Raw genomic sequence first — 26,304 nt, 5'->3', positions numbered from 1 at the left:
CGGACGAGCCGCTACCGCCGCCTGATCAGCGGACGCGGCCGTAGGAGACCTTCGACGACCAGATCTTGTCGAGCTTCACCCAGGAACCCGTCTTGGGCGAGTGCCAGATCCTGCCGCTGCCGGCGTAGATGCCCACGTGGTAGACCCTCCCGCCGGAGTGGAAGAAGACCAGATCCCCCTGCTGTCTGGTGGAGGCGGGGATGTGCCGGGTCTTGTTGTACTGCTGCTGCGCGGTGCGGGGCAGCGACTTGCCCGCCTGCTTGTACGCGTAGAGCGTCAGACCGGAGCAGTCGAACCTGGAGGGTCCGGTGCTCCCGTACCGGTACGGAGCTCCCTTCTTGGACGCGGCGACGCTCAGTGCCTTGTTCGCGTGCGTGGTGGCTGCCTGGGCCTCCGATGCCGCACCGGGTGCGAACAGCGTGCCGCCGACGGCGGCGAGGGTGAGAGCCGAGACGGCTCCGGCCCGGGACAGCAGGGACGGGACGTGCATCTGCGCGGTCATGCGCAACCCTTCGTCAGCCGCCTGCGAAGGATGACCTGTCGGGTTCGGGCTGGCGAAGATGCCCGGCCGCTGACGCGGCTTCACCCCAAGGGGCGGCCCCGCTGCCGAAACAGCGCGTACGCCCCGTAAAAATCGGGTCCTCCACTCCTGCCGATCCAATCCTGTCGACCAGACGTCCGGGACAGCGGCAGGACTCGGCGTCCGCCCGGACCGCCCCGCCGTGGTGGCGGGGGCTTGTCGTCGACAGGGATCTTGACCCACGGACAGGTCGAAATCCGAGCTGAAACGGCGATATGTGAGGCTCCTCACGACTGATCCGTTCGGGTGGACAGACAGCCTTTGTGATCTTCGGAGGTTTGGCCTACGAGCCTCGCACCAGCACCGGAACGGCTCATTCCGCCAAATGCGTACACCTGTTGTGCAACTCACCCGGGACATATGTCGACTCGTCGACTACGCCGAACGGGGGAGCGATTCTGCGATGCGCGTCGGCCGTCCGGGTCTCGACACGACACGCGGAAATGTCAACTCGCGCGAGTGCGCGGGACAGTGACGCGGTCGGCCCGGCGCTCTCCGTCCAACACCCGGAGCGCACGGGCCAATGTGTCCGCGTGCACCTCGCTCTCACCCCGCGCATGCATGAGCGTCAGTGCCTGGAGGAGCGCCTCCGACCGTCCCACCAGGGCTTGTGCCGCGCGCAGGGCGCCATAGGTGTGCGTACCCCTGGACGGATTGATCTTCCCGAGCAGGTCGACGACTTCGAGGTAGGCGTCGACGAGTTCGCTCTCGGCGCGGGTCAGGGCGGGCAGCGGCGGCAGCTCGGGAACCACGGCCGGCTCATCCCGCCGTGCCGCCGGCGCCCGCGGCCCGGCTCGTGATCACGTGGTCCACCAGGCCGTACGCGACCGCCGCGGGCGCGTCGAGGACCGTGAGCCGGTCGAGGTCGGCGTCGACGCGTCCGCGCTCCTGTCCCGAATGCTCGGTGAGCATCCCTGTCATCAGCGCGCGCAGGCGGAGCAGTTCGCGGGCGTGGATGTCGAGGTCGCTCGGCTGGCCCTGGAGCGGCTCGTCCATGGCGGGCTGCCGGAGCGTGACCCGGGCGCCCGGCAGCATCATGCGCTTGCCCGGGGTGCCGGCGGCGAGCAGCACCGCGGCGGTGGAGACGGCCTGTCCCAGGCAGGTGGTCTCCACGTCGCAGTGGAGCGAGCGCATCGTGTCGTAGATCGCGGTCATGGCGCTGATGGAGCCGCCGGGGGAGTTGATGTAGAGCGAGACGTCCTGCTCGGGGCCCGCGTGGTCGAGATACAGGAACTGGGCGATGACGTCGTTGGCCGATGTCTCGTCGATCGGCGTCCCGAGGAAGACGATCCGGGACGAGAGGAGCTTCGAGTAGGGGTCGAGGGTCCGGGTTCCGTAGCTGGTGCGCTCCGTGAACTCGGGCAGGACGTGGCGAGCATCCATGGCGGGAACCTCCATCTGTAAAAAATGTACAGGACGTACAGCCCGTAAGATGGGGAGCATGACCTACGAGATCCCGGTGACGCAAGCGCGAGCCGAGCTCGCCGACCTGATCAACCGCGTCGTGTACGGCGGCGAGCGCGTGGTCGTCACCCGCCACGGGAAGCCGCTGGTCGCCCTGGTCTCCGCCGCTGACCTGGAGGAACTCGAAGCGGCCGAGAAGCCCGTCGACGAGCAGGTGATCAGCTCGGTCTCCGGGCTCCACTCCCTGGACTCCGCTACCGGCGAACAGCGCCGCTTCGGCATCGCCGCCCACCACCGCGAGCCCGGCGTCTCCTAGCGGGCCCGGCCGCCACCAGTCGCCTCCGCCGCAGCCCCCTCCGCCCCCAGTCGCTCCGCCCCCAGTTGCTCTGCCCCCGGCCACTCCGGCCGCCCCGGCGCATGCCGAAAAGCCGCGTGCCCCCGTCCGCTACAGCGGGGGCACGCGGCCGTCTTCTCGCGCGTACGGTCTCGGTGGGCCGGGATCAGCCCGCGCGCGCCGGAACCGGGGCCGACGCCGCGGCCGCGGGCTCCGCGGGTTCCGTGCTCCGCCGCCTGGCCCCGAGCGCGGTCGCCGTCAGCCCCGCCGCCGCCCAGAGGGAGAGGACGAGGAGCGGTCCGCCCGCCCCCGCGCCCTCGAAGGAGGAGACGGACCGGAGGGCCGAGCCGGCGGCGCCCGGCGGCAGCCACTGGCCGAGGGTGCCCACGGCGGTCGGCAGGAGCTCCGGCGCGCTCGACACGCCTGAGAACGGGTTGCCGAGCAGGATCATCAGCAGGGCCCCGAGCCCGAGGCCCGGCTTTCCGACGAGGGCCGCGAACCCGGCGAACGTCGAGCCGATCGCCAGCACGGTGAGACCGAGGACCCCGGCCTCGGCCCACCAGTCGCCGCCGAGCGCGCCGAGCCAGCTGTGGGCGAGGGCCGCGCCGGCGACGCCCGCGAGCGCCGCGGCGCCGGCGAGGGCGGCCACGGCGCGCCCGCCGCGCAGGCCGAGAAGGGTCGTGACGGCCCCCGCCGCCGCCCCGGCCAGGGCGAGCGGCAGCAGGCTGGAGACGAGGACGGCCCCGCGCGGGTCGCCCGCCGGAGCGGCGACCACATCCGTGACCTGGACGTTCGTGCCCGCCGGGACCTGGGCGGTCAAGGCCTCCCGGAGGAGTCCGGCCACCACGGGGCTCGCGGCCGAGGCGGTCAGGAGCTCCGTACCGCCCGGGGTCACGACGACCGCTCCGTATACATCGCGGTCCTCTATCGCGGCGCGGGCCGCGGCTCCGTCCGCGTAACGGTGGACCTCGAAGGCTCCTTCGTGGCGGGCGAGGTCCTGTTCCAGGGCGGTGACCACCGTGGCGGGGCCCGCGACACCGATCGGCAGGTCGCGGGGTGCTGTCCGGGCGGCGGGCCACGCGAAGGCCCAGAGGGTCAGGGCGACGACGACGGGGACCAGCACGATCACCGCGATGGCCCTGCGCCCCGCGCCGAAGGCGGCGGTGTCGGCGGACATGGTGTCCTCGATTCAAAGAGAAGGATCGTTCGTTTTTATGGATCCCCACTGTCCTGCGGGCCCGGACGCTTGTCAAGAATGAATATTCGTTTTAGGTTCAGGGGTATGGCTCGTGTCTCCCAGGAACACCTCGACGCCCGGCGGCGCCAGATCCTCGACGGGGCGGCGCGCTGCTTCGCCCGCAACGGCTTCCACGCCACCTCGATGCAGGACGTGCTCGGCGAGGTCGGCCTGTCGGCCGGCGCGGTCTACCGGTACTTCCGGGGCAAGGACGAGCTCATCGCGGCCATCGCCGCGGAGGCTTTCACCGGCATCCGGGGCGCCTTCGAGGAGGCCTCCAGGGCCACACCGCCACCCACGCCCGACGTCCTCCTCGGCGCGGTGCTCCGCCTCTTCCTTGAGGAGCGGATCCCCGGAGGCGACCGGCAGGCCTTCGCGCGCCTGATCATCCAGGTGTGGACCGAGACCCTGCGGAACGAGGAGCTGGAGAAGACGCTCGCGGAGGGCTACCACGGGATGCGCGTCGCCTGGACCGCCCTGGTCGCCGCCTACCGCGAGGGCGGGCTCCTGCACGCCGACGTCCCCGCCGATCACGTGGCCCGCACCCTGATCGCCGTCGCGCAGGGCTTCATCGCCCAGCAGGCGCTCTTCGGCGACGTGGCCGTGGACGTCCTGGAGGACGGGCTCCGGGGTCTGATGTCCATGTCGGTCGATCCGGTCTGACGATCATGAAAGAGCAAAGGCGCAGTTAACGAGCCGGAAAAACTTCCGCCCTAACGTGCAATGTCTGGCCGCGAGCCGCATCTCCGCAGTTCAACAAGGTGTTGAACGTCGGTAGGGTCCGCAGCTGTCCGGGTGTCCCGGTCGACGACTGTGAGGTGGAAGAGTGCAACTGAGCCCGCACGAACAGGAACGCCTGCTCATTCATGTGGCCGCGGACGTGGCCGCCAAGCGACTGGCCCGGGGTGTGCGCCTCAACCACCCCGAGGCTGTCGCCCTCCTCACCTCCCACATCCTCGAAGGCGCCCGGGACGGCCGCACCGTCGCCGAACTCATGGCCTCGGGACGCAAGGTGCTCACCCGCGACGAGGTCATGGACGGCATCCCCGAGATGATCCACGACGTCCAGGTCGAGGCCACCTTCCCCGACGGCACCAAGCTCGTCACCGTCCACGACCCCATCGTCTGAACGGGCCGCGCCGATGATCCCCGGAGAGATCCTGTACGCGGACGGCCCCGTCGCCCTCAACGAGGGGCGCCCCGTCACGCGTCTGACCGTGCTCAACGCCGCCGACCGGCCCGTCCAGGTCGGCTCCCACTACCACTTCGCCGAGGTCAACCCCGGCCTCGACTTCGACCGTGCCGCCGCGCACGGCCGACGGCTGCACATCGCCGCCGGCACCGCCGTCCGCTTCGAGCCCGGCATCCCCGTCGAGGTCGAACTCGTCCCGCTCGCCGGGCGCCGGATCGTGCCCGGCCTGCGCGGCGCGACGGCGGGCCCGCTGGACCCGACCGACACCGAGGCCGACGGCGTCGTCGACGCGCCCCGCGAAGCCGACGAGACCGAGGGGGCCGACCGTGCCTGACCTGCATCGCGCCGTCTACGCCGACCTGTTCGGCCCCACCACCGGCGACCGCGTCCGGCTCGCCGACACCGACCTCCTCGTCGAGATCGAGGAGGACCGCAGCGGCGGCCCCGGGCGGGCGGGCGACGAGGCCGTCTTCGGCGGCGGCAAGGTGATCCGCGAGTCCATGGGGCAGGCGCGCACCACCCGCGCCGAGGGCGCCCCCGACACCGTGATCACCGGCGCCGTGATCATCGACCACTGGGGCATCGTCAAGGCCGACATCGGCATCCGGGACGGCCGGATCACCGCCCTCGGCAAGGCCGGCAACCCCGACACCATGGACGGCGTCCACCCCGACCTCGTCATCGGCCCCGAGACCGAGATCATCGTCGGCAACGGCCGGATCGTCACCGCCGGTGCCGTCGACGCCCATGTCCACTTCATCTCGCCGACCGTCGTCGAACAGGCCCTCGCCACCGGCGTCACCACCCTGGTCGGCGGCGGCACGGGACCGGCCGAGGGCACCAAGGCGACCACGGTCACCCCCGGCCCCTGGCACACCGCCAGGATGTTCGAGGCCCTGGACACCTTCCCCGTCAACATCGGTCTGCTCGGCAAGGGCAACACCATGTCCCGGGAGGCCATGCACTCCCAACTACGCGGCGGAGCCCTCGGATTCAAGATCCACGAGGACTGGGGCGCCACCCCCGCCGTCATCGACGCCTGCCTGGGCGTGTGCGAGGAGACGGGCGCCCAGCTCGCCATCCACACCGACACCCTGAACGAGGCCGGCTTCGTCGGCGACACCCTCGCCGCCATCGCAGGTCGGACCGTCCACGCGTACCACACGGAGGGCGCCGGCGGCGGGCACGCGCCCGACATCATCACGGTGGTCTCGGAGCCGTACATCCTGCCCAGCTCCACCAACCCGACCCGGCCGCACACCGTCAACACCATCGAGGAACACCTCGACATGCTGATGGTCTGCCACCACCTCAACCCGGCCGTCCCCGAGGACCTCGCCTTCGCCGAGTCGCGGATCCGGCCCTCCACCATCGCCGCGGAGGACATCCTCCACGACCTCGGCGCCATCTCGATCATCTCCTCCGACTCCCAGGCCATGGGCCGCATCGGCGAGGTGGTCATGCGCACCTGGCAGACCGCCCACGTCATGAAGAAGAGACGCGGCGCCCTGCCCGGGGACGGCCGCGCCGACAACCACCGCGCGCGCCGCTACGTCGCCAAGTACACGATCAACCCGGCCGTCGCCCAGGGCATGGACCACCTCATCGGCTCCGTCGAACCCGGAAAGCTCGCGGACCTGGTGTTGTGGGAGCCCGCCTTCTTCGGGGTGAAACCGCTCACCGTCCTGAAGGGCGGCCAGATCGCCTACGCGCAGATGGGCGACGCCAACGCCTCCATCCCCACCCCGCAGCCCGTCCTTCCCCGGCCGATGTTCGGCGCGCTCGGCAAGGCGGCGGCGGCCGGTTCGGTCAACTTCGTCGCCCAGGCGGCGATCGAGGACGACATCGCGCAACGGCTCGGCGTGCACAAGGAGTTCGCGGCGATCGGCAGCACCCGCCGGGTGTCCAAGGCGGACATGCGGGAGAACGACGCGATGCCCCGGGTCGAGGTCGACGCCGACACCTTCACGGTCACGATCGACGGCGAAGCGGTCGAACCCGCTCCCGCCGCCGAACTGCCCATGGCCCAGCGCTACTTCCTCTTCTGATGACGAGCCGCGCCGCACTCCTGGTGCTCGCCGACGGGCGGTTCCCCGCCGGCGGGCACGCCCACTCCGGCGGCGCCGAGGCCGCCGTCAAGGCCGGTCGCGTCCAGGACGCGGCCGGACTGGAGGCCTTCTGCCGGGGCCGGCTGCACACCACCGGACTCACCTCCGCCGCACTCGCCGCCGGTGCCGCCCTCGGCCTCGACCCGGGCGAACTCGACGCCGCCGCCGACGCCCGCACCCCCTCGCCCGCCCTGCGTGCCGCCGCCCGGAAACTCGGCCGGCAGATGATGCGGGCGGCGCGCGCCGCCTGGCCCAGCCCCGAACTCGACGCGCTCGCGGCCGCGTTCCCGCGCGGCGCCCATCAGCCCCTCGTCCTCGGCGTCGCCGCCCGCGCCGCCGGCCTCGGCCCCGAGGACGCCGCGCACTGCGTCGTGTACGAGACCGTCAGCGGTCCGGCCACCGCCACGGTCCGGCTGCTGAGTCTGGATCCCTTCCAGGCCACCGCGGTCCTCGCCCGGCTCGCCCCCGCCATGGACCTGGTCGCCGAGGAGGCCGCGCGTGCCGCCCGGCAGGGCGTCGACGCCCTGCCCGCGGCCTCCGCGCCCCTCCTCGACATCACCGCCGAGCAGCACGCGTCCTGGCCCGTCCGCCTCTTCGCATCCTGAACATCTGGAGCCGTCCCATGCACCTCGATCACGGTCACACCCACCACGGTGCCGTCTCCGCCGACGCCCACCGCCCGGACGGCACCCGACGTGCCCTGCGCATCGGGCTCGGCGGGCCGGTCGGCTCGGGCAAGACCGCCACTGTCGCCGCCCTCTGCCGGATCCTGCGTGACACCCTCTCCCTCGCGGTCGTCACCAACGACATCTACACCCGCGAGGACGCCGAGTTCCTGCTCCGCAACGCCGTCCTGCCGCCCGAGCGGATCCAGGCCGTGGAGACCGGCGCCTGCCCGCACACCGCCATCCGCGACGACATCTCCGCCAACCTCGAAGCCGTCGAGGAGCTGGAGGACACCGTCGGTCCGCTCGACCTCATCCTCGTGGAGTCCGGCGGCGACAACCTCACCGCCACCTTCTCCAAGGGACTCGTCGACGCCCAGATCTTCGTCATCGACGTGGCCGGCGGCGACGACATCCCCCGTAAGGGCGGCCCCGGGGTCACCACCGCCGACCTCCTCGTCGTCAACAAGACCGACCTCGCCCCGTACGTGGGCTCCGACCTGGAGCGGATGGCGCGTGACGCGAAGGAGCAGCGCGGCGAGCTGCCCGTCGCCTTCACCTCGCTGCGCGCCGAGAACGGCGTCGCCCCGGTCGCCGACTGGGTCCGGGCCCAGCTCGGGGCATGGACCGCGTGAGCCTGCGCGCCACCGCCCGGATCGCCGCCGACGCCGACGGCGGTCTGCCGCTGCTCGTGAGCGACGGGCCCCTCGCCCTGCGCCGGACCAGGGCCGTCGGCCCGTACACCCGGGTCACCGTCGTCGGGGCGATGAGCGCGCCGCTCGGCGGTGACCGGCTCGCCGTCGAGACCGAGGTGCGGGACGGGGCCAGGCTCCTGGTGGACTCGGCCGCCGCCACCCTCGCCCTGCCGGGCCGGGGCGCCGAGCCGGCCGCGTACGACGTCCGGATCACCGTCGGCGAGGACGGCGTGCTCCGCTGGCTGCCCGAGCAGGTGGTGTCGGTGGACGGCTCCGGTCTGCGGATGCGGACGGTCGTCGAGCTCGCCGCCTCGGCCCGGCTCGTTCTGCGCGAGGAGCAGATCCTCGGGCGGCACGGCGAACCGCCCGGCACCCTCGCCACCCGGCTCACCGTCCGCCGTGCCGGGCGCCCGCTGCTCGACCAGGAGCTGGCCTTCGGGCCGGGATCCCCCGGTGGCTGGGACGGCGGCGCGGTCCTCGGCGGCGGGCGGGCCACCGGGCAACTCCTCGTCGTCGACCCGGCGTTCGCGGAGAAGCCGGTGCGGTCACGGCTGCTCGGCGAGCACGCCGCCGTCGCTCCGCTCGCCGGGCCCGCGGCCCTCGTCACCGCTGTCGCCCCGGACGCCCTCGCGCTCCGGCGTCTGCTCGATACCGCTCTGTCCGAACTCGCCCCTTTCTGACGATTTCTGGCCGGTTCTTGTGCGGCCGTCAGGGAGGTCACCGCTCAGCGGTACACCGTTCACCGGTTATTGGTTCGGCAAAGAAACGTGTGTTCGCCCTTTCATCGAGTGCCCCCGGGACGAAAGGATCCCCCGGACAGCCAACACACAGCGCCGCCACGGGGGGTGGCGCTCATCTTGGGGGAGTACACGTTGAGACGTACGGCAGTGCTCGGCTCGGCCGGCACCCTGATAGCGGGCACGCTCGTCGCGGGCGCGCTCGCGGCCCCGGCCGCCAGCGCCGACAGCAACCGCCACCTGCGTGACGCCGAGTCGATCGGCGTCGCCGTCGCCGCGGCGCGGGCCGCCCAGGCGGGCATCGACTGGCAGGACTGTCCGGCCGACTGGGGCCTGGAGAAGCCGATCCAGTGCGGCTGGGTCACCGTCCCCGTCGACTACGCCAAGCCCAACGGCAAGAAGATCAAGATCGCGGTCGACCGGATCAACGCCACCGGCACCCCCGCCGAGCGCCAGGGCGCGCTCCTCTACAACCCGGGCGGCCCCGGCGGCTCCGGCCTGCGCTTCCCGCGCCGGGTCACCACCAAGAACGCGATCTGGGCGGGCGCCGCCAAGGCCTACGACTTCGTGGGCTTCGACCCGCGCGGCGTCGGCAAGTCGGCCCCCATCTCCTGCGTCGACCCGAGCGAGTTCGTCAAGGGCCCCAAGCCCGACCCGGTCCCCGACAGCGAGGCCGACAAGCGCGCGCAGCGCAAGCTCGCCGCCGAGTACGCCGAGGGCTGCGCCGAGAAGAGCGGCGACATGCTGCCCTTCATGAACACGCCCAACACCGCGCGTGACCTCGACGTCATCCGCGCCGCCCTCGGCGAGCGGAAGCTCAACTTCGTCGGCGTCTCCTACGGCACCTACCTGGGCGCGGTCTACGGCACCCTCTTCCCGGACCACGTCCGCCGCATGGTCCTCGACAGCGTCGTGAACCCGTCGACGCGCAAGGTCTGGTACGAGGTCAACCTCGACCAGGACATCGCCTTCGAGGGCCGGCTCAAGGACTGGATGACCTGGGTCGCCCAGAACGACGCCACCTACCACCTCGGCGACACCCTGGCGGAGGTCCAGCAGCAGTGGGTGACGCTGCGCGCCGCCGCCAAGAAGGCGCCCCTCGGCGGCAAGGTCGGCCCGGCCGAGCTCATCGGCTTCTTCCAGAACGCCCCCTACTACGACTCCATGTGGGCCCCGGTGGCCGAGGCCTGGAGCGCGTACGCCGCGGGTGACCCGCAGCCGCTCATCGACAACGCGGCCTCGGACCCGACCGACACCGCCGGCAACGCCGCCTCGGAGAACGGCAACGCCGTGTACACCGCGGTCGAGTGCGCCGACGCCCCCTGGCCCACCAGCTGGAAGAAGTGGGACCGGGACAACAGCCGGCTCCACCAGCAGTACCCCTTCATGACCTGGGCCAACGCATGGATGAACCTGCCGTGCGCCACCTGGTCCGCACCGCGCCAGCGCCCGACCGAGGTGAAGACGGGCAAGGGCCTGCCGCCGGTGCTCATCGCCCAGTCCGAGCGCGACGCCGCCACCCCGTACGCCGGCGCCGTCGAGCTGCACAAGCGGTTCAAGGGCTCGCGTCTGATCACCGAGAAGGACGCCGGCTCGCACGGCATCACCGGCCTGGTCAACCCGTGCCTCAACACCAAGGTCGAGGCCTACCTCCTGACCGGCAAGCTGGACGCCAGGGACCAGACCTGCGCCCCGCACGCCACCCCGAAGCCGTAACACGCTGACGGCCCGGTGAGGGGAGGGACAGCCGTCCCTCCCCTCACTCGCGTCACCCCCGCGACGCCAGCCAGGCGTCCTCCGCCGCGTAGTCGAAGAAGTCCACCCCGTACTTGGCGAGACCGGGGAAGGCCTCCCGCCACTCCCGGCCCGCCACCCGCTCGGTCAGCCACGCGACCGTCTCCGGAAGCGAACCGGCGTACGACACCACCGGCCGGTACCCCAGCTCCCGCTCCGCCGCCGTCATGTCGTAGACCACCGGCCGCGGGGCCGTCCACGGGGTGGCCCCCACGATGTCCTGCGGCGGTGCGCCCTCGATCAGCACCGTCTCGCTCACGACGCCCATGACCGCGTCGATCGCCGCCCCGATCTCCGCCACCGTCGGCGCCTCCGGGTCACCGCCGTTCAGCACCCGGCTGCCCGGGTTCGCCGCCGCCAGCCGGACCAGCTCCGCGAGGTTGTCCACGTGCACCGGGTGGAACCGCGAGGCACCGCCGTACGCGAGGAGGCGCACCGGCCGCCCGTCGAGCGCCCGCTTCACGAACCACAGTTCGCGCGGACCCGGGGAGTACGGCCCGTGGATCGCGCCCGCCCGCAGCAGCGTCGTCGGCAGCGAGTCGCCCGCCGCGAGCAACTCCCGCTCCAGCGCCACCTTCCGTGTGCCGTACGTGCCCTCGCCGGGCGCCACCGTCCGGCAGTCCTCCGGGATCGGCAGCGGGTAGGCGGGGAAGCCGTCCGGCCGGTCCTGGGTGTCGAAGCTGCGTCCCCGCTCGTCCTCGTAGACGGCGCCGCTGGACACCACCACCGCGGAGCCGATCCGGTCCGCGAGCCCCGTGAGCTGCCGTCCGTGCCCGGCGTCGTACGCCACGATGTCCACCAGCACATCGCATCCCTCGCCCAGGCCGGCCGCGAGCGCGCCCTCCTCGGTCCGGTCGAGCGCCACCGACCGGACCTCGGCCGGCCACCTCCCGTCCCTGCCGCCGCCCCGCGAGGCGGCCGTCACCTCCCAGCCGTCCGCGACGAGCGCCCGCACGGCCGCCCGCCCCACCTGTCCCGATCCACCCAGTACGAACGCGGTTCCCTTGGTCATGATCGTGACGCTACGGCCGCCCGACGCGACCGCCCAGGGGTTTGCGCCGAGCGCGGATCCGCTCACAGCGTTCCCCGCGGGGGAACCCTCCACCGGGGCTCAGCCGTCGGTCCCCGGCTCCGCCGCCTTCACCACCGCCGCGTAGTCGTCCACGTACTCCTGCCCGGACAGCCGGAGGATCTCGTACATGATCTCGTCCGTCACCGCGCGGACCACCGCCTTCTCGCCCGCCGACCCGGCGAAGCGGGAGAAGTCCAGCGGCGTCCCGAACCGGATGGTGACCCGGCGGATCCTCGGCACGACCTTCCCCGGCGGCTGGATCTCGAAGGTGCCCACCATCGCGCAGGGCACCACCGGCACCCCGGCCGTCAGCGCCATCACCGCCACGCCCACCTTGCCCTTGTAGAGCCGCCCGTCGTGCGAGCGCGTGCCCTCCGGGTAGATGCCGAGCAGCTCACCCCGTTCGAGCACGCCGAGGCCCTCCCGGATCGCCGCCTTCCCGGCCTCCTTGCCCGAGCGGTCCACCGGGATCTGACCGGCCGCACGGAAGAAGGCGGCCGTCAGCCGGCCCTTGATCCCCGGCCCCGTGAAGTACTCCTGCTTCGCCAGGAACGTGATCCGCCGGTCGAGCACGACCGGCATCAGGAAGTGGTCGGAGAAGGAGAGGTGATTGCCCGCGACGATCGCCGCACCCTCCTCGGGGATGTGCTCGAGACCCTCGATGCGCGGCCGGAAGAGCAGCCTCAGGAGCGGCCCCAGCAGTACGTACTTCATCAGGTGGTAGAACACCCGTGACCCCCGTTCGTCGTCCGTCAAGCCCGTTGTATCCGTGTGCGGCCCCGTGGTCCACTGGTGGGGGAGCGTCACCATGACACGCGAGCGCGGAGCCAGGCGCCCCGGCCGCGTCCTCACCGCCCTGCTGTGCGCGGTGGCGGCGGCCGGGCTGTACGGCTGCTCCGACTCCGGCCCGCCGGAGCCCACGCCGACGCCCGCCCCGACGACGCCCGCGCCCGCCACGACGGCGCCCGCGCCGACCGGCCTCTCCCCGTTCACCGGGCTCCCGGCACGGCCGGCGCCCGTCCTCGCCGTCAAGATCGACAACGTGGCGGCGGCCCGTCCCCAGACCGGTCTCGGCGCCGCCGATCTCGTCTACGTCGAACAGGTCGAGGGCGGCGCGACCCGCCTCCTCGCCGTGTACGCGTCCCGGCTCCCCGAGCTGGTCGGACCCGTCCGCAGCGCCCGCGAATCCGACCTGGAGCTGCTCGGCGCCTTCGGCCGCCCCGTCCTCGCCTACTCCGGGGCCCAGTCCGCCCTGAACCCCCTGCTGAACGCCGCGCCGCTGCACCCCGTCACCGAGACCACCGACCCCGGCGCCTTCCGGCGCTCCCCGGACCGGGCCGCCCCGCACAACCTCTATCTGCGCCCCGAGCGGGCGCTGGCCACCGTCTCCGAGCCCCAGGACGCCCGGGACATCGGCTTCCGCTTCGGCCCCGCCCCGGCGGGCGGCACCCCGACCGACGCCGAGACCGTCCGCTACCCGGCGGCCCGCTACACCTTCACCTGGTCCGCCTCCGACCGGACCTGGCGGGTGGCGATGGACGGCCGCGCGGCACGGGCCACCGACACGGGACCCGTGGCCCCGTCGACCGTGGTGATCCAGCGCGTCACCGTCCGTCCCTCCCGGTTCCACGACGTGACCGGCGCCGTCTCCCCGTACACCGAGACCGTCGGGAGGGGCACCGCGACGGTCCTGCGCGACGGGCGCGCGCACGAGGCCCGCTGGTCCCGGACGTCGTCCACGTCGGGCACCACGTTCACGACCCCGGGCGGTGAGCCGCTGGCCTTCGCACCGGGGCAGGTCTGGGTGGTCCTCGCTCCGCGGAGCTGAGCGCGGGGCGGGTCGGCCGGGGCGGCTCAGGGGTTTGCCGGGCCCGGACCGGCCGGGGGCCGACCGCGTGGGCCGGCCGGGGTCGCGCTGTCCGACGCGGCCAGGCCGATCGTCGCCACACCGAGCACCACCGAGCCGAACCAGAGCCAGCCGCTGCTGCCGAGCGCCACCGTGTACGCCGTCGTGAGCACCACCGCGGCGCAGGTCAGCACCGCCATCGTCTTCGTGCCACCGGACATCAGTCCGCCCTCCTTCCGACCGAGGTCGTGGAAGCCGTCCAGCCCATCGTGACCCCCCGAGCGGGGCGCGCGCTACTCCCCGGACGCTCCGGCGTACGCCGGAAACGGGGCCGGGCCCGGCGCCGGACCCCGTACGAGGTCCCGCGCCGGGCCCGGAAGGGCACGGCTCACCGCACGCCGAGCGTCACCGACGGGTCTGGAGCGAGGCGAGGTACGCGTTGTACGCCTCCAGCTCCTTGTCCCCGTTCCGGTCGGCGGCCCGGTCCTGGCGGACCGCCTGCCGCTGCTCGGAGTGGTACCACTGGTAGACCAGCGCGATCAGCACCAGCACCGACGGAATCTCGCTGAACGCCCAGGCGATGCCGCCCGCCGCGTTCTGGTCGGTGAGCACGTCGATCCCCAGCGAGGCCGGCGGGTTCTCGTACGCCTTGACCATGGGCTCCGAGGCCATCATCAGCGCGATGCCGAAGAAGGCGTGGAACGGCATCCCCGCGAACAGCTCCAGCATCCGCATCACATAGCCCGGCCGGTGCGGGCCCGGGTCGACGCCCATGATCGGCCAGAAGAAGACCACGCCCACCATCAGGAAGTGGACCATCATCCCGATGTGGCCCGGCTTGGAGCCCATCAGGAAGTCGAAGAGCGGCGTGAAGTAGAGCGCGTACAGGCTCGCGATGAACATCGGGATCGTGAAGCCGGGGTGCGTGATCACCTTCATGTACCGGCTGTGCAGCAGCTTCAGCAGCAGCTCGCGCGGCCCCGTCGAGCCCCGGCCCGCCACCGGCAGCGCCCGCAGGGCCAGCGTCACCGGAGCGCCGAGAAGGAGCAGGATCGGCGACAGCATGGAGATCACCATGTGCTGCACCATGTGCACGCTGAACATGACCATGCCGTAGTCGTTGAGCCTGGTGCACATCACGAGCGCGATGGTCAGCACGCCGACCGTGAAGAACACCGTCCGGCTCACCGGCCACGCGTCCCCGCGCCGCCGCAGCCGCGCCACGCCCCAGCCGTACAGACCGAGCGCCGCGAGGCAGCCGATCAGGAAGAACAGGTCGGGAGAGAACTCCAGGCCCCGCCCCAGCGTGAACGGCGGCAGATCCGTGGTCATGCCGTGCCCGCTGTGATCCATCGTGTGCACTCCTGGAGCCCGATTCGCGCTTGTTGTCCGCACCAGACTAGAACCGCCCCCGGCCGCGACTGCGACCGGGGGCGGTGTCACGCGAACGCGTCCGCGCGGACGAGCGTCAGATCACGCACTCCGCCTCGGCATAGCGCTCGGCGGGGACCGTCTTGAGGCTCTCCACGGCGCGGGCCAGCGGGACCATGGTGATGTCCGTGCCGCGCAGGGCCGTCAGCATGCCGAACTCGCCGCGGTGCGCCGCCTCGACCGCGTGCCAGCCGAAGCGGGTCGCGAGGACGCGGTCGTACGCGGTGGGGGTGCCGCCGCGCTGCACATGACCCAGGATCACCGGACGGGCCTCCTTGCCCAGGCGCCGCTCCAGCTCCACGGAGAGCTGGTTGGCGATCCCGGTGAACCGCTCGTGGCCGTAGATGTCGGTGCCGGCGGTCTTGAAGTCCATCGAGCCCTCGCGCGGCTTCGCGCCCTCGGCGACGACCACGATCGCGAACCGCTTGCCGGCCTCGAAGCGCTCGCCGACCCGTGCGGTCAGCTCGTCGATGTCGAAGGGGCGCTCCGGGACGACCACGGCGTGCGCGCCGGCGGCCATGCCGGAGTGCAGCGCTATCCAGCCGGTGTGACGGCCCATGACCTCGACGACGAGGACGCGCTGGTGCGACTCGGCGGTGGTCTTGAGCCGGTCGAGGGCCTCGGTGGCGACGGTCACGGCCGTGTCGAAGCCGAAGGTGACGTCGGTGGAGGCGATGTCGTTGTCGATCGTCTTCGGGACGCCGACGATCGGGAGACCCGCCTCGGAGAGCAGGTTCGCGGCCTTGAGGGTGCCCTCGCCGCCGATCGGGATGATCGCGTCGAGCCCCAGGTCGGCCACATGGCCGCGGGCGCGCTCGACGCCGTCGACCAGGTGCGCGGGCTGGACCCGCGAGGAGCCGAGGATGGTGCCGCCGCGGGCCAGGATGCCGCCCACCGCCTCGAGGTCGAGCTTGCGGTAGTCGCACTCCAGGAGGCCCTTCCACCCGTCGTGGAAGCCGATGACCTCGTCGCCGTGGTCGACGACGGCGCGGTGCACGACGGAACGGATGACAGCGTTCAGACCGGGGCAGTCTCCGCCGGAGGTGAGCACGCCAATGCGCATAGCCCAAAAACCTTTGCAACGTGGGCCGACTCCCGGACCACGTCGTCCGGCTGGATCCCCGCCACCCTATCGTCGCAGGGTGGCGGGGCCGAACCGGATGTCCGCACAGTGGACAACGTACGTTCGTACGAGGGACCGGCGACGGCGCGCGTGTCGCCCTCCTGGCCCGTCCCGGACGGGCAGCGGTACCGCTACGCGGGCTGCGTGGCGGACGCGATGCGCTCGGCGCGCAGCGCCTCGTACCAGCGGTCGTCCGTCGGCGGCAGCGCGTTCACGTCGAGGGCCAGCTTCAGGAGCAGGTCCGCGATCTGCGGGTTGCGGGCCATGACGGGGCCGTGCATGTACGTACCGAAGACGGTGTCGTTGTACGCGCCCTCGGTGCCGTCGCCGGTCCCGTTGCCCTTGCCGAACACCGTCCGCGCGAACGGCCGGGCCGTGGGGCCGAGATGGGTGATGCCCTGGTGGTTCTCGAAGCCCGTCAGCTGGGGCAGGCCGAGCCGCGGGTCGATGTCCCCGAGGACGTCGCCGACGCACCGGGCGCCCTCGCCGCGGGTCGTGATCACGTCGAGCAGGCCCAGGCCGGGCTGGCGCTCGCCGACGTCGTTGACGAACTCGTGGCCCAGGATCTGGTAGCCGGCGCAGACCGAGAAGATGATCGCGCCGTTCGAGGCGGCGCGGCTCAGGCCGCCGTCCCGGAGGAGCCGCTCGGCCGCGAGCCGCTGCGGACGGTCCTCACCGCCGCCGATCAGATAGATGTCGCCCGAGGTCGGGATCGGCTGGTCGCTGCGGACGTCGACGCGCTCGACGCTGAGGCCGCGCTGTTCGGCACGGCGCTGGACGACGAGGACGTTGCCCTGGTCGCCGTAGGTGCTGAGCAGGTCCGGGTAGACCCAGACCAGGCGCAGGCTGCTGTCACTCATGCTGCAAGTCCTCTACGGGTCAGTTGCCGACGCGGCGGCGGACGTCCTGGAAGGCGGTGTAGTTGGCGATCAGCTCGATCTGCCCGGGCGGGGCCATCGTGACGGCCTCGTCCAGCGTCTCGCAGACGCGGAAGTCCACACCCGCGACCTCCAGGCGGACCGCGAGGTCCAGCTTCCGGTCGCCGATCACCATGATCGGGTGCCCGGCGAGCCGGCCGTAGTCCACGTCCCACAGCCAGGAGGTGTCCGTGCCGTCGGCGCCGCGGGCGTTGACGGAGAGGATGACCGGGGCGGGCGGTCCGTCGATGAGGGAGAACGTCTCGAGCCAGCCCGCCGGGTTCTTCGCGAGCAGCAGTCGCAGCTCACGGCCCTGGAAGGACACGACGTCGTAGCGTCCGGCGACGGCCTGCACCTGGTACATGCGCTCCAGGGCCACCTGCGGCGGCACTCCGAAGACGGCCGCGACGGCGGCCGAGGTCGCGGCGTTCGCCTTGTTGGCGCGGCCGGGCAGCTGGAGCCGGATCGGCCAGGCCGAACCGTGCGGGTCGAGCACGTGGTCGCCGCTGAGCGCCCAGCTCGGCGCGGGACGGCGGAAGCCGCACTCGCCGCAGAACCAGTCGTCGCCCGGACGCTGCATCACACCGCCGCAGGCGGGGCAGGACCAGGCGTCGTCCTTCCACTCCTGGCCGGCGGCGACCCACACCACGTTCGGCGAGGAGGAGGCGGCCCACACGATGAGCGGGTCGTCGGCGTTCGCGACGACGACGGCCTTCGTGCCGTTGAGGCCCTCGCGCCACTTCTCGGCGAGCATCCGGGTCTCGGCGGCGCGGTCGAGCTGGTCGCGGGAGAGGTTGAGCAGCGCGATCACCTTGGGCGTGGTGTCGCGGGCGACGCCGGCGAGGTACTTCTCGTCGACCTCGATGACTCCGTACTTGGACTCCGAGCCGCCGGCCAGTGCCGAGGTGATGCCGGCGGGCATGTTGGCGCCGAGGGCGTTCGACACGACGGGGCCGGCGGCGCGCAGGGCCTCCGCGATCAGCCGGGTCGTGGTCGTCTTGCCGTTGGTCGCCGACACCAGGACGACGTCCAGATGCTGTGCGAGCCGGCCCAGCAGGTCGGGGTCGAGCTTCAGCGCCACCTTGCCGCCGATCACCGATCCGCTGCCGCGTCCCGCCGCACGCGACACCGCGGCCGCGGCCCTGCCCGCCGTCACGGCCAGCTTGGCGCGCGGCGACAGCGGCTCTGGATTACCGGGGTGTCCTGACATCGTTCTTGTTCCTCCTTGCGTCGGTCCGGGCTCAGCCTATCGAGATCCGGCCAGCAGCCCGAACAGCGGCACCGCCGAGCGGCCGCGCGAAACAGCCAGGTCACGGCGGACCGTACCCTTACCGCCATGCGAAACCGCCCCATCCCCGGCAGTTCCGGCCAGGTCCGAGCGATGACCCTGCTCGGCGACCCCGTGCTGCACACACCCTGCGCGCCCGTCACCGACTTCGGGCCCGAACTCGCCCGGCTCGTCGAGGACATGTTCGCCACGATGTACGCGGCGAACGGCGTCGGCCTGGCGGCGAACCAGGTGGGCGTGGGCCTGCGGGTCTTCGTGTACGACTGCCCCGACGACGAGGAGACCCGCCACCTGGGACATGTCGTGAACCCGCGCCTGGTCGAGGCGGACGGCGATGTCTTCCGGGGGCCCGAGGGCTGCCTCTCGCTGCCGGGCCTGGAGGCTCCGACGCCCCGTCACGACCGCGCGGTGGTGGAGGGCGTACGGCTGGACGGGACGCCGGTACGGGTGGAGGGGACGGGTTTCTTCGCCCGCTGCCTCCAGCACGAGGCCGACCACCTGGACGGCGGGGTCTACGCGGACCACGTCACGGGGTGGCGCAAGTCACGTCTGATCCGCGCGATCCGCAAGCAGCCGTGGGGGAGCGGGGCCGGGGTGCTGGAGGGCTGACGAGCCGCTGCCCCGAGGGGCCCGGAGGCCGCTCGGGGCAGCGGGGCGGCAGCGGGGCCATCGGCGTCCCGAAGGGCGGGGCCGTGGCTTCCGGGACCGGCGTCCCGAGGGCGCCGGGGCCGCGCGGCCCCGGCGGAAGGTCTAGAACCCCGGGCCGCCGGGACGGTCCGGTGCCTGGGCGAGGCGACCCCACAGGAGGTCGGCCAGGCTGCGGACGAGGTCCGCGCGGGAGCAGGGGCGCTCGCCGAGCCACCAGTCGCCGGCCGCGTGCATCATGCCGACGATGCCGTGCCCCCAGATCCGGGCCTGGGCCTCGGCGCCGGGGCCCAGGTCGACGCGCTCGGCGATGACCTGGCCGAGCTCCTCGCCCATCCGCCGGAGGAGCGGCGCGGAGTGGCGGCCGACGTCGAAGCCCTGCTCGGTCTGGTGCGACTCCTCCGCCGGGTGCATGAGGAAGCGGTAGACCTGGGGCATCGCCTCGATCGAGGCGAGGTAGGTGTCGAGGGTGGATTCGACGCGGCGGCGGCGGTCGGACGGCGCGTCGAGCGCGGCCCGCAGGGCGGCGAGGAGGGCGTCCGTGTGCCGGATGGCGAGGGCGCGGTAGAGGCCGCCCTTGTCGCCGAAGTGGCGGTAGAGGATCGGCTTGGTGATGCCCGCCTCCGCCGCGATCGCGTTCATGGACGCCTTGGGGCCGTCCCGGAGCACCACCCGGTCCGCCGCCTCCAGCAACTCGCGTCGCCGCTGCTCGGCGGGCGTCTGCTGGCCGGTGGTCCGGTGTGCGATGTCCATAAGCGTGTCTCCCCGCCCGTGCGATTCGTGAGGCTGTCGCAACGTAACACCCGGCCGGTGTCCGATGCCGGTCGGGCCGAACCGCTCCACTGCAGGTTGACAGCCCATACCCACCGGTAACAGACTGGTGTTACCGCAAGTAACGTACGGCTGGGAGGGAATATGGGCGAGTTCACGCTCGAACTCAACGATGACCAGAAGCAGGTCCGCGACTGGCTCCACGGCTTCGCCGCCGACGTGATGCGCCCCGCGGCCGCCGAATGGGACGAGCGTGAGGAGACTCCCTGGCCGATCATCCAGGAAGCGGCCAAGATAGGCATCTACTCGCTCGATTTCTACGCCCAGCAGTTCTTCGACCCGACCGGTCTCGGCATCCCCATGGCGATGGAGGAGCTCTTCTGGGGCGACGCGGGCATCGCCCTCTCCATCGTCGGCACGGGCCTCGCCGCCGTAGGCGTCCTCGCCAACGGCACCGAGGAGCAGATCGGCACCTGGGTCCCGCAGATGTACGGCGACGCGAACGACGTCAAGGTCGCCGCGTTCTGCTCGTCCGAGCCCGACGCCGGATCGGACGTCGCCTCGATGCGCACCCGCGCCGTGTACGACGAGGCCACCGGCGAGTGGGTGCTCAACGGCACCAAGACCTGGGCGACCAACGGCGGCATCGCCAACGTCCACGTCGTCGTCGCGGTCGTCGACCCGGAACTCGGCTCGAAGGGCCACGCCTCCTTCATCGTGCCGCCGAACACCCCCGGCCTCTCGCAGGGCCAGAAGTTCCAGAAGCACGGCATCCGCGCCTCCCACACCGCCGAGGTGGTCCTGGAGGACGTCAGGATCCCCGGGCACTGCCTCCTCGGGGGCAAGGAGAAGCTGGACGAGCGCCTGGCCAGGGCCCGTGAGAAGGCCAGGGCCGGCGGCGGCGAGCGCGTGAAGAACGCCGCCATGGCCACCTTCGAGGCCTCCCGGCCGGCGGTCGGCGCCATGGCCGTCGGCACGGCCCGCGCCGCGTACGAGGTCGCCCTCGACTACGCCAGGACCCGCGTCCAGTTCGGTCGCCCGATCATCGAGAACCAGGGCGTCGCCTTCCAGCTCGCCGACATGGCCACCCAGATCGACGCGGCCCGCCTCCTGGTCTGGCGCGCCTCCTGGATGGCGACGGCGGGCAAGCCCTTCACCGCGGCCGAGGGCTCCATGTCCAAGCTGTACGCGAGCGAGGTCGCCAAGACGGTGACCGCCCAGGCCATCCAGATCCTCGGCGGCAACGGCTACACCCGCGAGTACCCGGTGGAGCGCATGCACCGCGACGCGGCCATCTACACGATCTTCGAAGGCACCAGCGAGATCCAGCGCATGGTGATCAGCCGGGCCATCGCGAAGTAGGCGGGTGCGCGGCCGGCACTCCCGGCGGGACGCGCACGGAGGACGGCCGAGGAAGAAGGCCCGCACCCGCGAGGCACGGCAAGAGGCTCGCATCCGCGAGGCACGGGAAAGGGGCTCGCACCGCGCCGGTGCGGGCCCCTCCCCGTGCCTCGCGGAACGCCCCCGGACCGCCGGCGGATGCTCGTACAGTGAAGCCGACCATCCGCCCCTGCCGGTTGACGCGGCAGTCGGTCCCGCCCCGTCGTGACGCAGGGGGCGGGACGCCCTCTGGAGAGCCCCGTGGACGACCTGATCGCATTTCTCAAGGCCCGCTACGAGGAGGAGATCGCGACCGCGGTCCGGCTCGGCGACGCCGACGGCATCCTCCGCCCGTGGGAGATCGGCGGCGATCCGCACCTGCGGATCGCCAAGGCGCGGGTGGTGACCGAGGTCATGTCGAAGCGGCAGCTGCTCGAAGCCTCTGCTGTCACCTGCCCGCCCGTGTGCGGCCCCGGCGGCGAGCACGCCTTCACCGGGTCGTGTGCCCTCCGCCGGATGGGGCCGGTCACGGAAGCCGACGGCGAGCGCTGGGTCCACGACGACACCGGCGCCCGGTTCACGGCTCCGCCGGTGACGCCTGAGTGGACGATCCGGGTCCTGGCTCTGCCTTACGCCGGGCACCCCGACTACCGCGCCGAGTGGCGGCCGTAGCTCAGGCGGCGAGCCTCTGCTCGGGCGGCGTCGCCTCGGCCCACGCCGTCACAAGTACCTGGTAGATCCGCTGCTCGTCGGCTGTCAGGGAGCGCTGCTGCTCGCCTGCGCGCACCCACAAGGTGCGAATGGCATCGTTCAGGGCTTCGGCGCTGAGGGTCTCTCTGTGGTGATGGGACATGTGTCCAAGGCTAGGGCCCGGGTCTGACACAGCGGGCACGGTTCGGGCGTGCGTTGCGCCACGCTCTCGGGTCGGAGGGCTGTGTTCTACGTTCTACGTCCCCTCCCGGCGGCGCACCATCTCCGTGATCCACACGGGCGCGAAGGGAGACGTGCAGCCCGGCGGCGTCGGATAGTCCTTGAGGACCTCAAGGCGCTCACCGATGTCCAGCGCCCGGGCACGCAGCTCGGGGCGCTCGATCCCGATCTGGGCCAGACAGTGGTTCATCGCCCACTGCAGACGGTCCGGGGCGTCCTTCATCTCCGCCTCGACGACATCGAGCAGCCCGTCGAGGTCGAGCCCCTCGGGCCGCTTCCCGACCCGCTCGGTGGTCAGGGCCCAGCCGGCGCTCGCGACCACCGGATCCGGGTCGCCCGTCCACGCCACCCGCAGCTCCTCGGCGTGGGTGCTCTTCCTCACCACGTAGTTCACGAGCCAGTCGTGCACCTTGGGCGTGCGCGCCCCGCGGAGCATGGCGTCCAGCTCGTCCCGGCCGAAGGCCTTCGGCCGGCAGATCAGCAGCGCCAGCAGCCGCGCCGCGCTGTCTTCCGTCTCCCAGAGCCGCTCCGCGAGGTCCTGCTGCGTCCTGAGCCGCTTAGCGACCGTGCGCAGCTTGCCGAGGTTCACCCCGTGGTCGTCACCGTGCCTCTCGTTCACCGCGCGCGCCTTCGGGTCCTCCAGCGCGGCCAGCTCGGCCATCACCTCGGCCACCGTCGTCTCGGCCACCTCGGCCTCCTGTTCCTCGTCGTCCGCGCGAAGCGGTCTGCCGGCTTCCCCCCCCGCCCCCGCCACGCCCTCCCGGCCGGGGCGTCAGACGAGACAGAACTCGTTGCCCTCGGGGTCCTGGAGGACCACCGCGTAGTAGTCCATGCCGTTCGGCTCGTCCATCGCGTACAGGATCGTCGCGCCGAGGGCCGTGAGCCGTGTCACCTCGCCGTCCACCCGCTCGCGGCGCAGCGCGAGCGGCACCCCGCGGCCTCCGCCGACCTTCAGGTCCAGATGGACGCGGTTCTTGACCGTCTTCGGCTCCGGGACCCGCTGGAACCAGACCCGGGGACCCATGCCCTTCGGGTCCACGATCGACTCCGGGAGCTCCCCTGCGTCCTCGCCCAGCTCGTCCTCCGGGACCCCGATCGCCTCCCAGTACGCCCGCCAGCTGGCGTGGCCCTCGGGCGGCGGGTCCGGGATGTACCGCAGGGCCTCCAGCCAGAACGGCACCAGGCGCTGCGGGTCCGCGCAGTCGATGGTCAGTTGCAGGGTCATCTCGGGTCGCTCCATGGGACGAGCCTCTCAGACCCCACTGACAGTCGCCCGGATCAAGCCAACAGGCCAGATCCGGTCGCGCGTTCGGGCATCCCTACCCGTGAGTCACCTCCTGCGGGACAATCGCCCCGCGACCGACGACCGAGGGGGAACCGTCCATGGCCCACAGCGGCACCGAAGCACCCGAACTCGCGGGACTGCCCCTGCTCGGTTCCCTGCTCGACCTCAAGAAGGACTCGCTGGACACCTTCCTCCGTGCCCGCCGCGAGCACGGCGACGTCGTACGGATCACCGCGGGACCGCCCGGCGTCCGCGCCACGATGTACGGCGTCTTCTCCGCCGCCGGGGCGCAGCAGGTCCTCGCCGGGGACTCCGCCAACTTCCGCAAGGACAACGCCTTCTACCAGGAGGTCCGCGAGTCCTTCGGCAACGGGCTGCTCACCAGCCAGGACGAGGACTACCTCCGCCAGCGCCGGCTCGTCCAGCCCCTCTTCACCCGCCGCCGCGTCGACGGCTACGCCGCCGCCGTCGCCGCCGAGGTCGCCACCCTCGCCGACGAGTGGCGGGACGCCGGCACCGAGCCCGTCGACGTCCTCGAGGACATGGCCCGCCTCGCCCTGCGCGCCGTCGCCCGCATCCTCTTCGGTACGGACGTCGACGCGGCCGTGGAGATCGTCGCGACCGCCTTCCCCGAGGTCGGCGCGTACGTGCTCCGGCGCGGCTACTCCCCGCTCAACGTCCCCCGGGACTGGCCCACCCCCGGCAACCGCCGCGCGGCCGCCGTCCACCGGGCGCTGTACGAGGTCTGCGACCGCATCATCGCCGAGCGGCGCGGCTCCGGCGCGGCCGCCCCCGGCGACGGCCAGGACCTGCTGACGCTGCTCGTCGAGGCCGAGAGCGCCGAGGACGGCAGCTTCGACGCGACCGAGCTGCGCGAGCAGGTCCTCGTCTTCCTGCTCGCCGGCCACGAGACCACCGCCACCTCCCTCGGCTTCGCCCTCCATCTGCTCGCCCTCCACCCGGAGGAGCGGAAGAGGGCCCACGAGGAGGTCGACCGGGTCCTCGCCGGCCGTACCCCCGGCGCCGCCGACCTCGACGCGCTGCCGTACGTGACCCAGGTGCTCAAGGAGGCCATGAGGCTCTTCCCGGCGGCCGCGGTCATCGGGCGCCGGGCGGTCGAGGCGACCCGGATCGACGGCGTCGACATCCCGGCGGGCGCGGACGTGATCGTCGCCCCCTGGGTCACCCACCGTCACCCGGACTACTGGGAGGACGCGGAGCGCTTCGACCCCGACCGCTTCACGCCCGAGGCGGAGGCCGCCCGTCCGCGCTACGCCTGGTTCCCCTTCGGCGGCGGCCCGCGCGCGTGCATCGGTCAGCACTTCTCGATGCTGGAGTCGGTGATCGCCCTGGCGATGCTCCTCCAGCGCTATGACCTCGAGGCCGTCGACACCGTGGTGCCCGTCGCGCCCGCGATCACCCTGCAGGCGGCGGGCCCGGCCCGCTGCCGTCTCACACCCAGGACGGCGTAGGCGGGCGCACGTACCGCCGGGGCCGCGACGCGGGAGGAACGCGTGCGTGCCCGGGTCAGTCCGTCCGTCTCCGGCCGAGGTGGAGCGCGCGCAGGGCCGCTTCGAGCGCGAAGCGGTGGTCGGGGTCGACGAGCCGGTCGCCGAAGTGGCTGTCCAGGTTCCGCAGCCGGTAGCGGACCGTCTGGGCGTGCACGCCCAGCATCTCGCCGACCTGCTCGGCGGGTGCGCGGGTGGAGACGTGGACGCGCAGGGTCTCGATCAGCCGGTCGCGCCGGGTGCCGGACAGCTCGTCGAGCGGGGCGAGTTCACGCTGGGCGAGCTGGGTCACCAGGGCCGGGTCGGACAGCAGCCACAACGTTGTCAGGTGGTCCTCGCAGTGCACGAGGGGCGCGTCGGCGACGATGCCGTCGTCGATGAGCTGGAGGACGCGCCGGGCCCAGCGGATCGAGTGGGCGGCCTGCGAGGGCGGCACGGTCAGTCCGACGACGGCCGAGGTGCCGGCCAGGGCGGAGCCGAGCATCGTGAGACGGTCGGCGGTCAGGGGGCCGGGGATGAGCAGATACGGCTGGGGAAGGGTGAGGTCGGCGAGGACGTCCCGGTCGAGCCCCGCCTGGACGAGTTCGGCGAGCGGCGGGCGCAGGGCGACCAGGGTGCATTCCGCGGGGAGCTGCCAGGAGGCGTCCCGGCACAGCTCGGCGATCGTCGCCCGGGGCAGCGGCGGCCCTGCGACGACCAGGTGGAGTAACTGTCTTCGCAGCGCGGCGACATCGGACACCGCGCGGGTCTGGACCATGACGTAGCCCTCGCGGGACAGGGCCTCCAGCTCGTCGACGTAGGCGAAGAGGGCGTCCGCGAAGGCGAGGATCAGGGTGGGGGAGAGGTTGTACGTACGTCCGATGATCTTGGCCCGGCGCAGGGCGACGCGCGCGCCCAGGCGGTAGGCGCCCAGCAGCGTGTCGAGGTCGCGCCCCTCGTAGGCCTCCACCCGGCCGAACTTGCGGAGCAGTTCGTCCCTGAGGGCCGAGTTGGTCCCGGGGTCGGCGACCCGTTCCACGAAGGCGGCGAGCGCCTGCTCCACACCCTGGCGGATCGCGTCCGAGTGCGGCCCGTTGAAGAGATGGGCGTACACGGGATAGGTCCGCTGGACCTCCATGCCGATCTCCTTGATGAGGCCGGGGATCTCCGGCCTCATCAGGGCGGCGAACTCCCTGGGGAGCGGTTCGAGCGGTTCACCGATGTCCGGTGAATGGGCGATTGCGGGCATGAACCGATCCCTTGCTCTCCTACGCGACCGGTGGGGGAGCGACGGTGCGGAGCCCAGCCTGGCGTGGTGGGCGCCGCCGTGGTCGTCAGGTGCGTACCTACGTGGACTGATGAAGCTAAGTCAACCGCTGTGTG

General features: G+C 72.3%; 30 protein-coding genes and 1 riboswitch. Of the genes, 14 read left to right on the top strand and 16 right to left on the bottom strand.

The genetic code is table 11. From position 1 onward, the window contains the following. Positions 1 to 25 precede the first annotated feature (25 nt). The 3 genes from OG392_RS05770 to OG392_RS05760 form a co-directional block, all read right to left on the bottom strand. The gene (locus OG392_RS05770; protein WP_329276295.1) at positions 26 to 502 is read right to left on the bottom strand and encodes a C40 family peptidase; all 477 of its coding nucleotides are present in this window, start codon (positions 500 to 502) and stop codon (positions 26 to 28) included. A gap of 3 nt (positions 503 to 505) precedes the next feature. After that, positions 506 to 636: riboswitch (cyclic di-AMP (ydaO/yuaA leader) on the bottom strand. A 390-nt stretch (positions 637 to 1,026) separates the two neighbouring features. Further along, positions 1,027 to 1,332 (bottom strand): hypothetical protein, encoded by a 306-nt coding sequence (locus OG392_RS05765; protein ID WP_329276292.1) that lies wholly within the window; start codon positions 1,330 to 1,332, stop codon positions 1,027 to 1,029. Positions 1,333 to 1,339: 7 nt separating this feature from the next. Then, the gene (locus tag OG392_RS05760; RefSeq protein ID WP_329276290.1) at positions 1,340 to 1,963 is read right to left on the bottom strand and encodes a ClpP family protease; all 624 of its coding nucleotides are present in this window, start codon (positions 1,961 to 1,963) and stop codon (positions 1,340 to 1,342) included. 58 nt (positions 1,964 to 2,021) lie between these two features. Here OG392_RS05760 and OG392_RS05755 point away from each other — a divergent pair, with 58 nt between their 5' ends. After that, on the top strand, positions 2,022 to 2,300 hold the full coding sequence (locus OG392_RS05755; RefSeq protein ID WP_329276288.1) for a type II toxin-antitoxin system Phd/YefM family antitoxin: 279 nt from the start codon (positions 2,022 to 2,024) through the stop codon (positions 2,298 to 2,300). Positions 2,301 to 2,484: 184 nt separating this feature from the next. On the opposite strand, the gene OG392_RS05750 is transcribed toward OG392_RS05755, so the two are convergent. Further along, positions 2,485 to 3,495: an ABC transporter permease gene (locus tag OG392_RS05750; protein WP_329276286.1), complete on the bottom strand. Its 1,011-nt coding sequence runs from the start codon at positions 3,493 to 3,495 to the stop codon at positions 2,485 to 2,487. 105 nt (positions 3,496 to 3,600) lie between these two features. Here OG392_RS05750 and OG392_RS05745 point away from each other — a divergent pair, with 105 nt between their 5' ends. The 8 genes from OG392_RS05745 to OG392_RS05710 all read left to right on the top strand — a co-directional run bounded on the left by OG392_RS05745 (position 3,601) and on the right by OG392_RS05710 (position 10,668). Beyond that, a complete protein-coding gene (locus OG392_RS05745) occupies positions 3,601 to 4,218 on the top strand; it encodes a TetR/AcrR family transcriptional regulator (protein ID WP_329276283.1) in 618 nt (205 codons plus the stop codon). Positions 4,219 to 4,381: 163 nt separating this feature from the next. Beyond that, positions 4,382 to 4,684 carry an urease subunit gamma gene (locus tag OG392_RS05740; RefSeq protein WP_030316690.1) on the top strand — a complete coding sequence of 101 codons (303 nt, stop codon included), beginning with the start codon at positions 4,382 to 4,384 and terminating at the stop codon, positions 4,682 to 4,684. A 13-nt stretch (positions 4,685 to 4,697) separates the two neighbouring features. Continuing rightward, positions 4,698 to 5,081: an urease subunit beta gene (locus OG392_RS05735; RefSeq protein WP_329276280.1), complete on the top strand. Its 384-nt coding sequence runs from the start codon at positions 4,698 to 4,700 to the stop codon at positions 5,079 to 5,081. Continuing rightward, positions 5,074 to 6,795, top strand: a complete 1,722-nt coding sequence (locus OG392_RS05730; RefSeq protein ID WP_329276278.1) for an urease subunit alpha — start codon at positions 5,074 to 5,076, stop codon at positions 6,793 to 6,795. Before OG392_RS05735 ends, OG392_RS05730 begins: the two co-directional genes overlap by 8 nt. Continuing rightward, a complete protein-coding gene (locus OG392_RS05725; RefSeq protein WP_329276276.1) occupies positions 6,795 to 7,460 on the top strand; it encodes an urease accessory protein UreF in 666 nt (221 codons plus the stop codon). The genes OG392_RS05730 and OG392_RS05725 overlap by 1 nt, the downstream gene beginning before the upstream one ends. A 17-nt stretch (positions 7,461 to 7,477) precedes the next feature. Continuing rightward, a complete protein-coding gene (ureG, locus tag OG392_RS05720) occupies positions 7,478 to 8,155 on the top strand; it encodes an urease accessory protein UreG (protein ID WP_329276274.1) in 678 nt (225 codons plus the stop codon). Next, positions 8,152 to 8,895, top strand: coding sequence for an urease accessory protein UreD (locus tag OG392_RS05715; RefSeq protein ID WP_329287090.1), 744 nt, complete (start codon positions 8,152 to 8,154; stop codon positions 8,893 to 8,895). Before ureG ends, OG392_RS05715 begins: the two co-directional genes overlap by 4 nt. A gap of 192 nt (positions 8,896 to 9,087) precedes the next feature. Next, positions 9,088 to 10,668, top strand: coding sequence for an alpha/beta hydrolase (locus OG392_RS05710; protein ID WP_329276272.1), 1,581 nt, complete (start codon positions 9,088 to 9,090; stop codon positions 10,666 to 10,668). Between the two features lie 52 nt (positions 10,669 to 10,720). Here OG392_RS05710 and OG392_RS05705 read toward each other — a convergent pair whose 3' ends face one another. Next, on the bottom strand, positions 10,721 to 11,758 hold the full coding sequence (locus OG392_RS05705) for an NAD-dependent epimerase/dehydratase family protein (RefSeq protein WP_329276271.1): 1,038 nt from the start codon (positions 11,756 to 11,758) through the stop codon (positions 10,721 to 10,723). 99 nt (positions 11,759 to 11,857) lie between these two features. Next, positions 11,858 to 12,547 carry a lysophospholipid acyltransferase family protein gene (locus OG392_RS05700; protein WP_329287088.1) on the bottom strand — a complete coding sequence of 230 codons (690 nt, stop codon included), beginning with the start codon at positions 12,545 to 12,547 and terminating at the stop codon, positions 11,858 to 11,860. 79 nt (positions 12,548 to 12,626) lie between these two features. On the opposite strand from OG392_RS05700, the gene OG392_RS05695 reads away from it, so the two are divergent. Next, positions 12,627 to 13,646: a DUF3048 domain-containing protein gene (locus tag OG392_RS05695; RefSeq protein WP_329276269.1), complete on the top strand. Its 1,020-nt coding sequence runs from the start codon at positions 12,627 to 12,629 to the stop codon at positions 13,644 to 13,646. Between the two features lie 26 nt (positions 13,647 to 13,672). On the opposite strand, the gene OG392_RS05690 is transcribed toward OG392_RS05695, so the two are convergent. The 5 genes from OG392_RS05690 to OG392_RS05670 form a co-directional block, all read right to left on the bottom strand. After that, a complete protein-coding gene (locus tag OG392_RS05690) occupies positions 13,673 to 13,885 on the bottom strand; it encodes a hypothetical protein (RefSeq protein WP_329287694.1) in 213 nt (70 codons plus the stop codon). Between the two features lie 184 nt (positions 13,886 to 14,069). Then, entirely contained in the window at positions 14,070 to 15,017 is a 948-nt protein-coding gene (locus tag OG392_RS05685) for a cytochrome c oxidase assembly protein (protein ID WP_329276267.1), read from the bottom strand. A 115-nt stretch (positions 15,018 to 15,132) separates the two neighbouring features. Next, the gene (locus OG392_RS05680) at positions 15,133 to 16,158 is read right to left on the bottom strand and encodes a 6-phosphofructokinase (RefSeq protein WP_329276265.1); all 1,026 of its coding nucleotides are present in this window, start codon (positions 16,156 to 16,158) and stop codon (positions 15,133 to 15,135) included. A gap of 191 nt (positions 16,159 to 16,349) precedes the next feature. Next, on the bottom strand, positions 16,350 to 17,078 hold the full coding sequence (locus OG392_RS05675) for a type 1 glutamine amidotransferase (RefSeq protein ID WP_329276263.1): 729 nt from the start codon (positions 17,076 to 17,078) through the stop codon (positions 16,350 to 16,352). Between the two features lie 19 nt (positions 17,079 to 17,097). Next, positions 17,098 to 18,345, bottom strand: a complete 1,248-nt coding sequence (locus tag OG392_RS05670) for a Mur ligase family protein (protein WP_329276261.1) — start codon at positions 18,343 to 18,345, stop codon at positions 17,098 to 17,100. A gap of 126 nt (positions 18,346 to 18,471) precedes the next feature. Between OG392_RS05670 and def the strand changes: the two genes are divergently transcribed. Next, positions 18,472 to 19,032, top strand: coding sequence for a peptide deformylase (gene def, locus OG392_RS05665; protein ID WP_329276260.1), 561 nt, complete (start codon positions 18,472 to 18,474; stop codon positions 19,030 to 19,032). Positions 19,033 to 19,173: 141 nt separating this feature from the next. On the opposite strand, the gene OG392_RS05660 is transcribed toward def, so the two are convergent. Next, positions 19,174 to 19,821 carry a TetR family transcriptional regulator gene (locus tag OG392_RS05660; protein ID WP_329276258.1) on the bottom strand — a complete coding sequence of 216 codons (648 nt, stop codon included), beginning with the start codon at positions 19,819 to 19,821 and terminating at the stop codon, positions 19,174 to 19,176. Positions 19,822 to 19,983: 162 nt separating this feature from the next. Here OG392_RS05660 and OG392_RS05655 point away from each other — a divergent pair, with 162 nt between their 5' ends. Continuing rightward, positions 19,984 to 21,201, top strand: coding sequence for an acyl-CoA dehydrogenase family protein (locus OG392_RS05655; protein WP_329276256.1), 1,218 nt, complete (start codon positions 19,984 to 19,986; stop codon positions 21,199 to 21,201). Between the two features lie 279 nt (positions 21,202 to 21,480). Then, positions 21,481 to 21,891 (top strand): DUF6221 family protein, encoded by a 411-nt coding sequence (locus tag OG392_RS05650; protein ID WP_329276254.1) that lies wholly within the window; start codon positions 21,481 to 21,483, stop codon positions 21,889 to 21,891. A gap of 1 nt (position 21,892) precedes the next feature. On the opposite strand, the gene OG392_RS05645 is transcribed toward OG392_RS05650, so the two are convergent. The 3 genes from OG392_RS05645 to OG392_RS05635 all read right to left on the bottom strand — a co-directional run bounded on the left by OG392_RS05645 (position 21,893) and on the right by OG392_RS05635 (position 23,389). After that, a complete protein-coding gene (locus OG392_RS05645; protein WP_329276252.1) occupies positions 21,893 to 22,072 on the bottom strand; it encodes a hypothetical protein in 180 nt (59 codons plus the stop codon). Between the two features lie 93 nt (positions 22,073 to 22,165). Then, complete coding sequence (locus tag OG392_RS05640; RefSeq protein WP_329287086.1) at positions 22,166 to 22,810, bottom strand: DNA alkylation repair protein; 645 nt, start codon at positions 22,808 to 22,810, stop codon at positions 22,166 to 22,168. 111 nt (positions 22,811 to 22,921) lie between these two features. Beyond that, the gene (locus OG392_RS05635; protein ID WP_329276250.1) at positions 22,922 to 23,389 is read right to left on the bottom strand and encodes a VOC family protein; all 468 of its coding nucleotides are present in this window, start codon (positions 23,387 to 23,389) and stop codon (positions 22,922 to 22,924) included. 143 nt (positions 23,390 to 23,532) lie between these two features. On the opposite strand from OG392_RS05635, the gene OG392_RS05630 reads away from it, so the two are divergent. Then, a complete protein-coding gene (locus OG392_RS05630; protein ID WP_329276248.1) occupies positions 23,533 to 24,906 on the top strand; it encodes a cytochrome P450 in 1,374 nt (457 codons plus the stop codon). A gap of 55 nt (positions 24,907 to 24,961) precedes the next feature. On the opposite strand, the gene OG392_RS05625 is transcribed toward OG392_RS05630, so the two are convergent. After that, a complete protein-coding gene (locus OG392_RS05625) occupies positions 24,962 to 26,170 on the bottom strand; it encodes a helix-turn-helix domain-containing protein (protein WP_329276246.1) in 1,209 nt (402 codons plus the stop codon). Positions 26,171 to 26,304 lie beyond the last annotated feature (134 nt).

This window comes from Streptomyces sp. NBC_00691 (genome assembly GCF_036226665.1).
Taxonomy (GTDB): domain Bacteria; phylum Actinomycetota; class Actinomycetes; order Streptomycetales; family Streptomycetaceae; genus Streptomyces.
The sequence above is the reverse complement of the archived record's forward strand: the minus strand, read 5'-3'. Positions and strand labels throughout refer to the sequence as shown.

Bases quoted from the DNA above. Each gene is read 5' to 3' on its own strand.
- OG392_RS05770 (WP_329276295.1), bottom strand. From the start codon at position 502: ATGACCGCGCAGATGCACGTCCCGTCCCTGCTGTCCCGGGCCGGAGCC.
- OG392_RS05625 (WP_329276246.1), bottom strand. From the start codon at position 26,170: ATGCCCGCAATCGCCCATTCACCGGACATCGGTGAACCGCTCGAACCG.
- OG392_RS05660 (WP_329276258.1), bottom strand. From the start codon at position 19,821: ATGGACATCGCACACCGGACCACCGGCCAGCAGACGCCCGCCGAGCAG.
- OG392_RS05645 (WP_329276252.1), bottom strand. From the start codon at position 22,072: ATGTCCCATCACCACAGAGAGACCCTCAGCGCCGAAGCCCTGAACGAT.
- OG392_RS05680 (WP_329276265.1), bottom strand. From the start codon at position 16,158: ATGCGCATTGGCGTGCTCACCTCCGGCGGAGACTGCCCCGGTCTGAAC.
- OG392_RS05685 (WP_329276267.1), bottom strand. From the start codon at position 15,017: ATGGATCACAGCGGGCACGGCATGACCACGGATCTGCCGCCGTTCACG.
- OG392_RS05750 (WP_329276286.1), bottom strand. From the start codon at position 3,495: ATGTCCGCCGACACCGCCGCCTTCGGCGCGGGGCGCAGGGCCATCGCG.
- OG392_RS05705 (WP_329276271.1), bottom strand. From the start codon at position 11,758: ATGACCAAGGGAACCGCGTTCGTACTGGGTGGATCGGGACAGGTGGGG.
- OG392_RS05655 (WP_329276256.1), top strand. From the start codon at position 19,984: ATGGGCGAGTTCACGCTCGAACTCAACGATGACCAGAAGCAGGTCCGC.
- OG392_RS05640 (WP_329287086.1), bottom strand. From the start codon at position 22,810: ATGGCCGAGCTGGCCGCGCTGGAGGACCCGAAGGCGCGCGCGGTGAAC.
- OG392_RS05745 (WP_329276283.1), top strand. From the start codon at position 3,601: ATGGCTCGTGTCTCCCAGGAACACCTCGACGCCCGGCGGCGCCAGATC.
- OG392_RS05670 (WP_329276261.1), bottom strand. From the start codon at position 18,345: ATGTCAGGACACCCCGGTAATCCAGAGCCGCTGTCGCCGCGCGCCAAG.
- ureG (WP_329276274.1), top strand. From the start codon at position 7,478: ATGCACCTCGATCACGGTCACACCCACCACGGTGCCGTCTCCGCCGAC.
- def (WP_329276260.1), top strand. From the start codon at position 18,472: ATGCGAAACCGCCCCATCCCCGGCAGTTCCGGCCAGGTCCGAGCGATG.
- OG392_RS05635 (WP_329276250.1), bottom strand. From the start codon at position 23,389: ATGGAGCGACCCGAGATGACCCTGCAACTGACCATCGACTGCGCGGAC.
- OG392_RS05675 (WP_329276263.1), bottom strand. From the start codon at position 17,078: ATGAGTGACAGCAGCCTGCGCCTGGTCTGGGTCTACCCGGACCTGCTC.
- OG392_RS05725 (WP_329276276.1), top strand. From the start codon at position 6,795: ATGACGAGCCGCGCCGCACTCCTGGTGCTCGCCGACGGGCGGTTCCCC.
- OG392_RS05695 (WP_329276269.1), top strand. From the start codon at position 12,627: ATGACACGCGAGCGCGGAGCCAGGCGCCCCGGCCGCGTCCTCACCGCC.
- OG392_RS05735 (WP_329276280.1), top strand. From the start codon at position 4,698: ATGATCCCCGGAGAGATCCTGTACGCGGACGGCCCCGTCGCCCTCAAC.
- OG392_RS05630 (WP_329276248.1), top strand. From the start codon at position 23,533: ATGGCCCACAGCGGCACCGAAGCACCCGAACTCGCGGGACTGCCCCTG.
- OG392_RS05760 (WP_329276290.1), bottom strand. From the start codon at position 1,963: ATGGATGCTCGCCACGTCCTGCCCGAGTTCACGGAGCGCACCAGCTAC.
- OG392_RS05755 (WP_329276288.1), top strand. From the start codon at position 2,022: ATGACCTACGAGATCCCGGTGACGCAAGCGCGAGCCGAGCTCGCCGAC.
- OG392_RS05690 (WP_329287694.1), bottom strand. From the start codon at position 13,885: ATGTCCGGTGGCACGAAGACGATGGCGGTGCTGACCTGCGCCGCGGTG.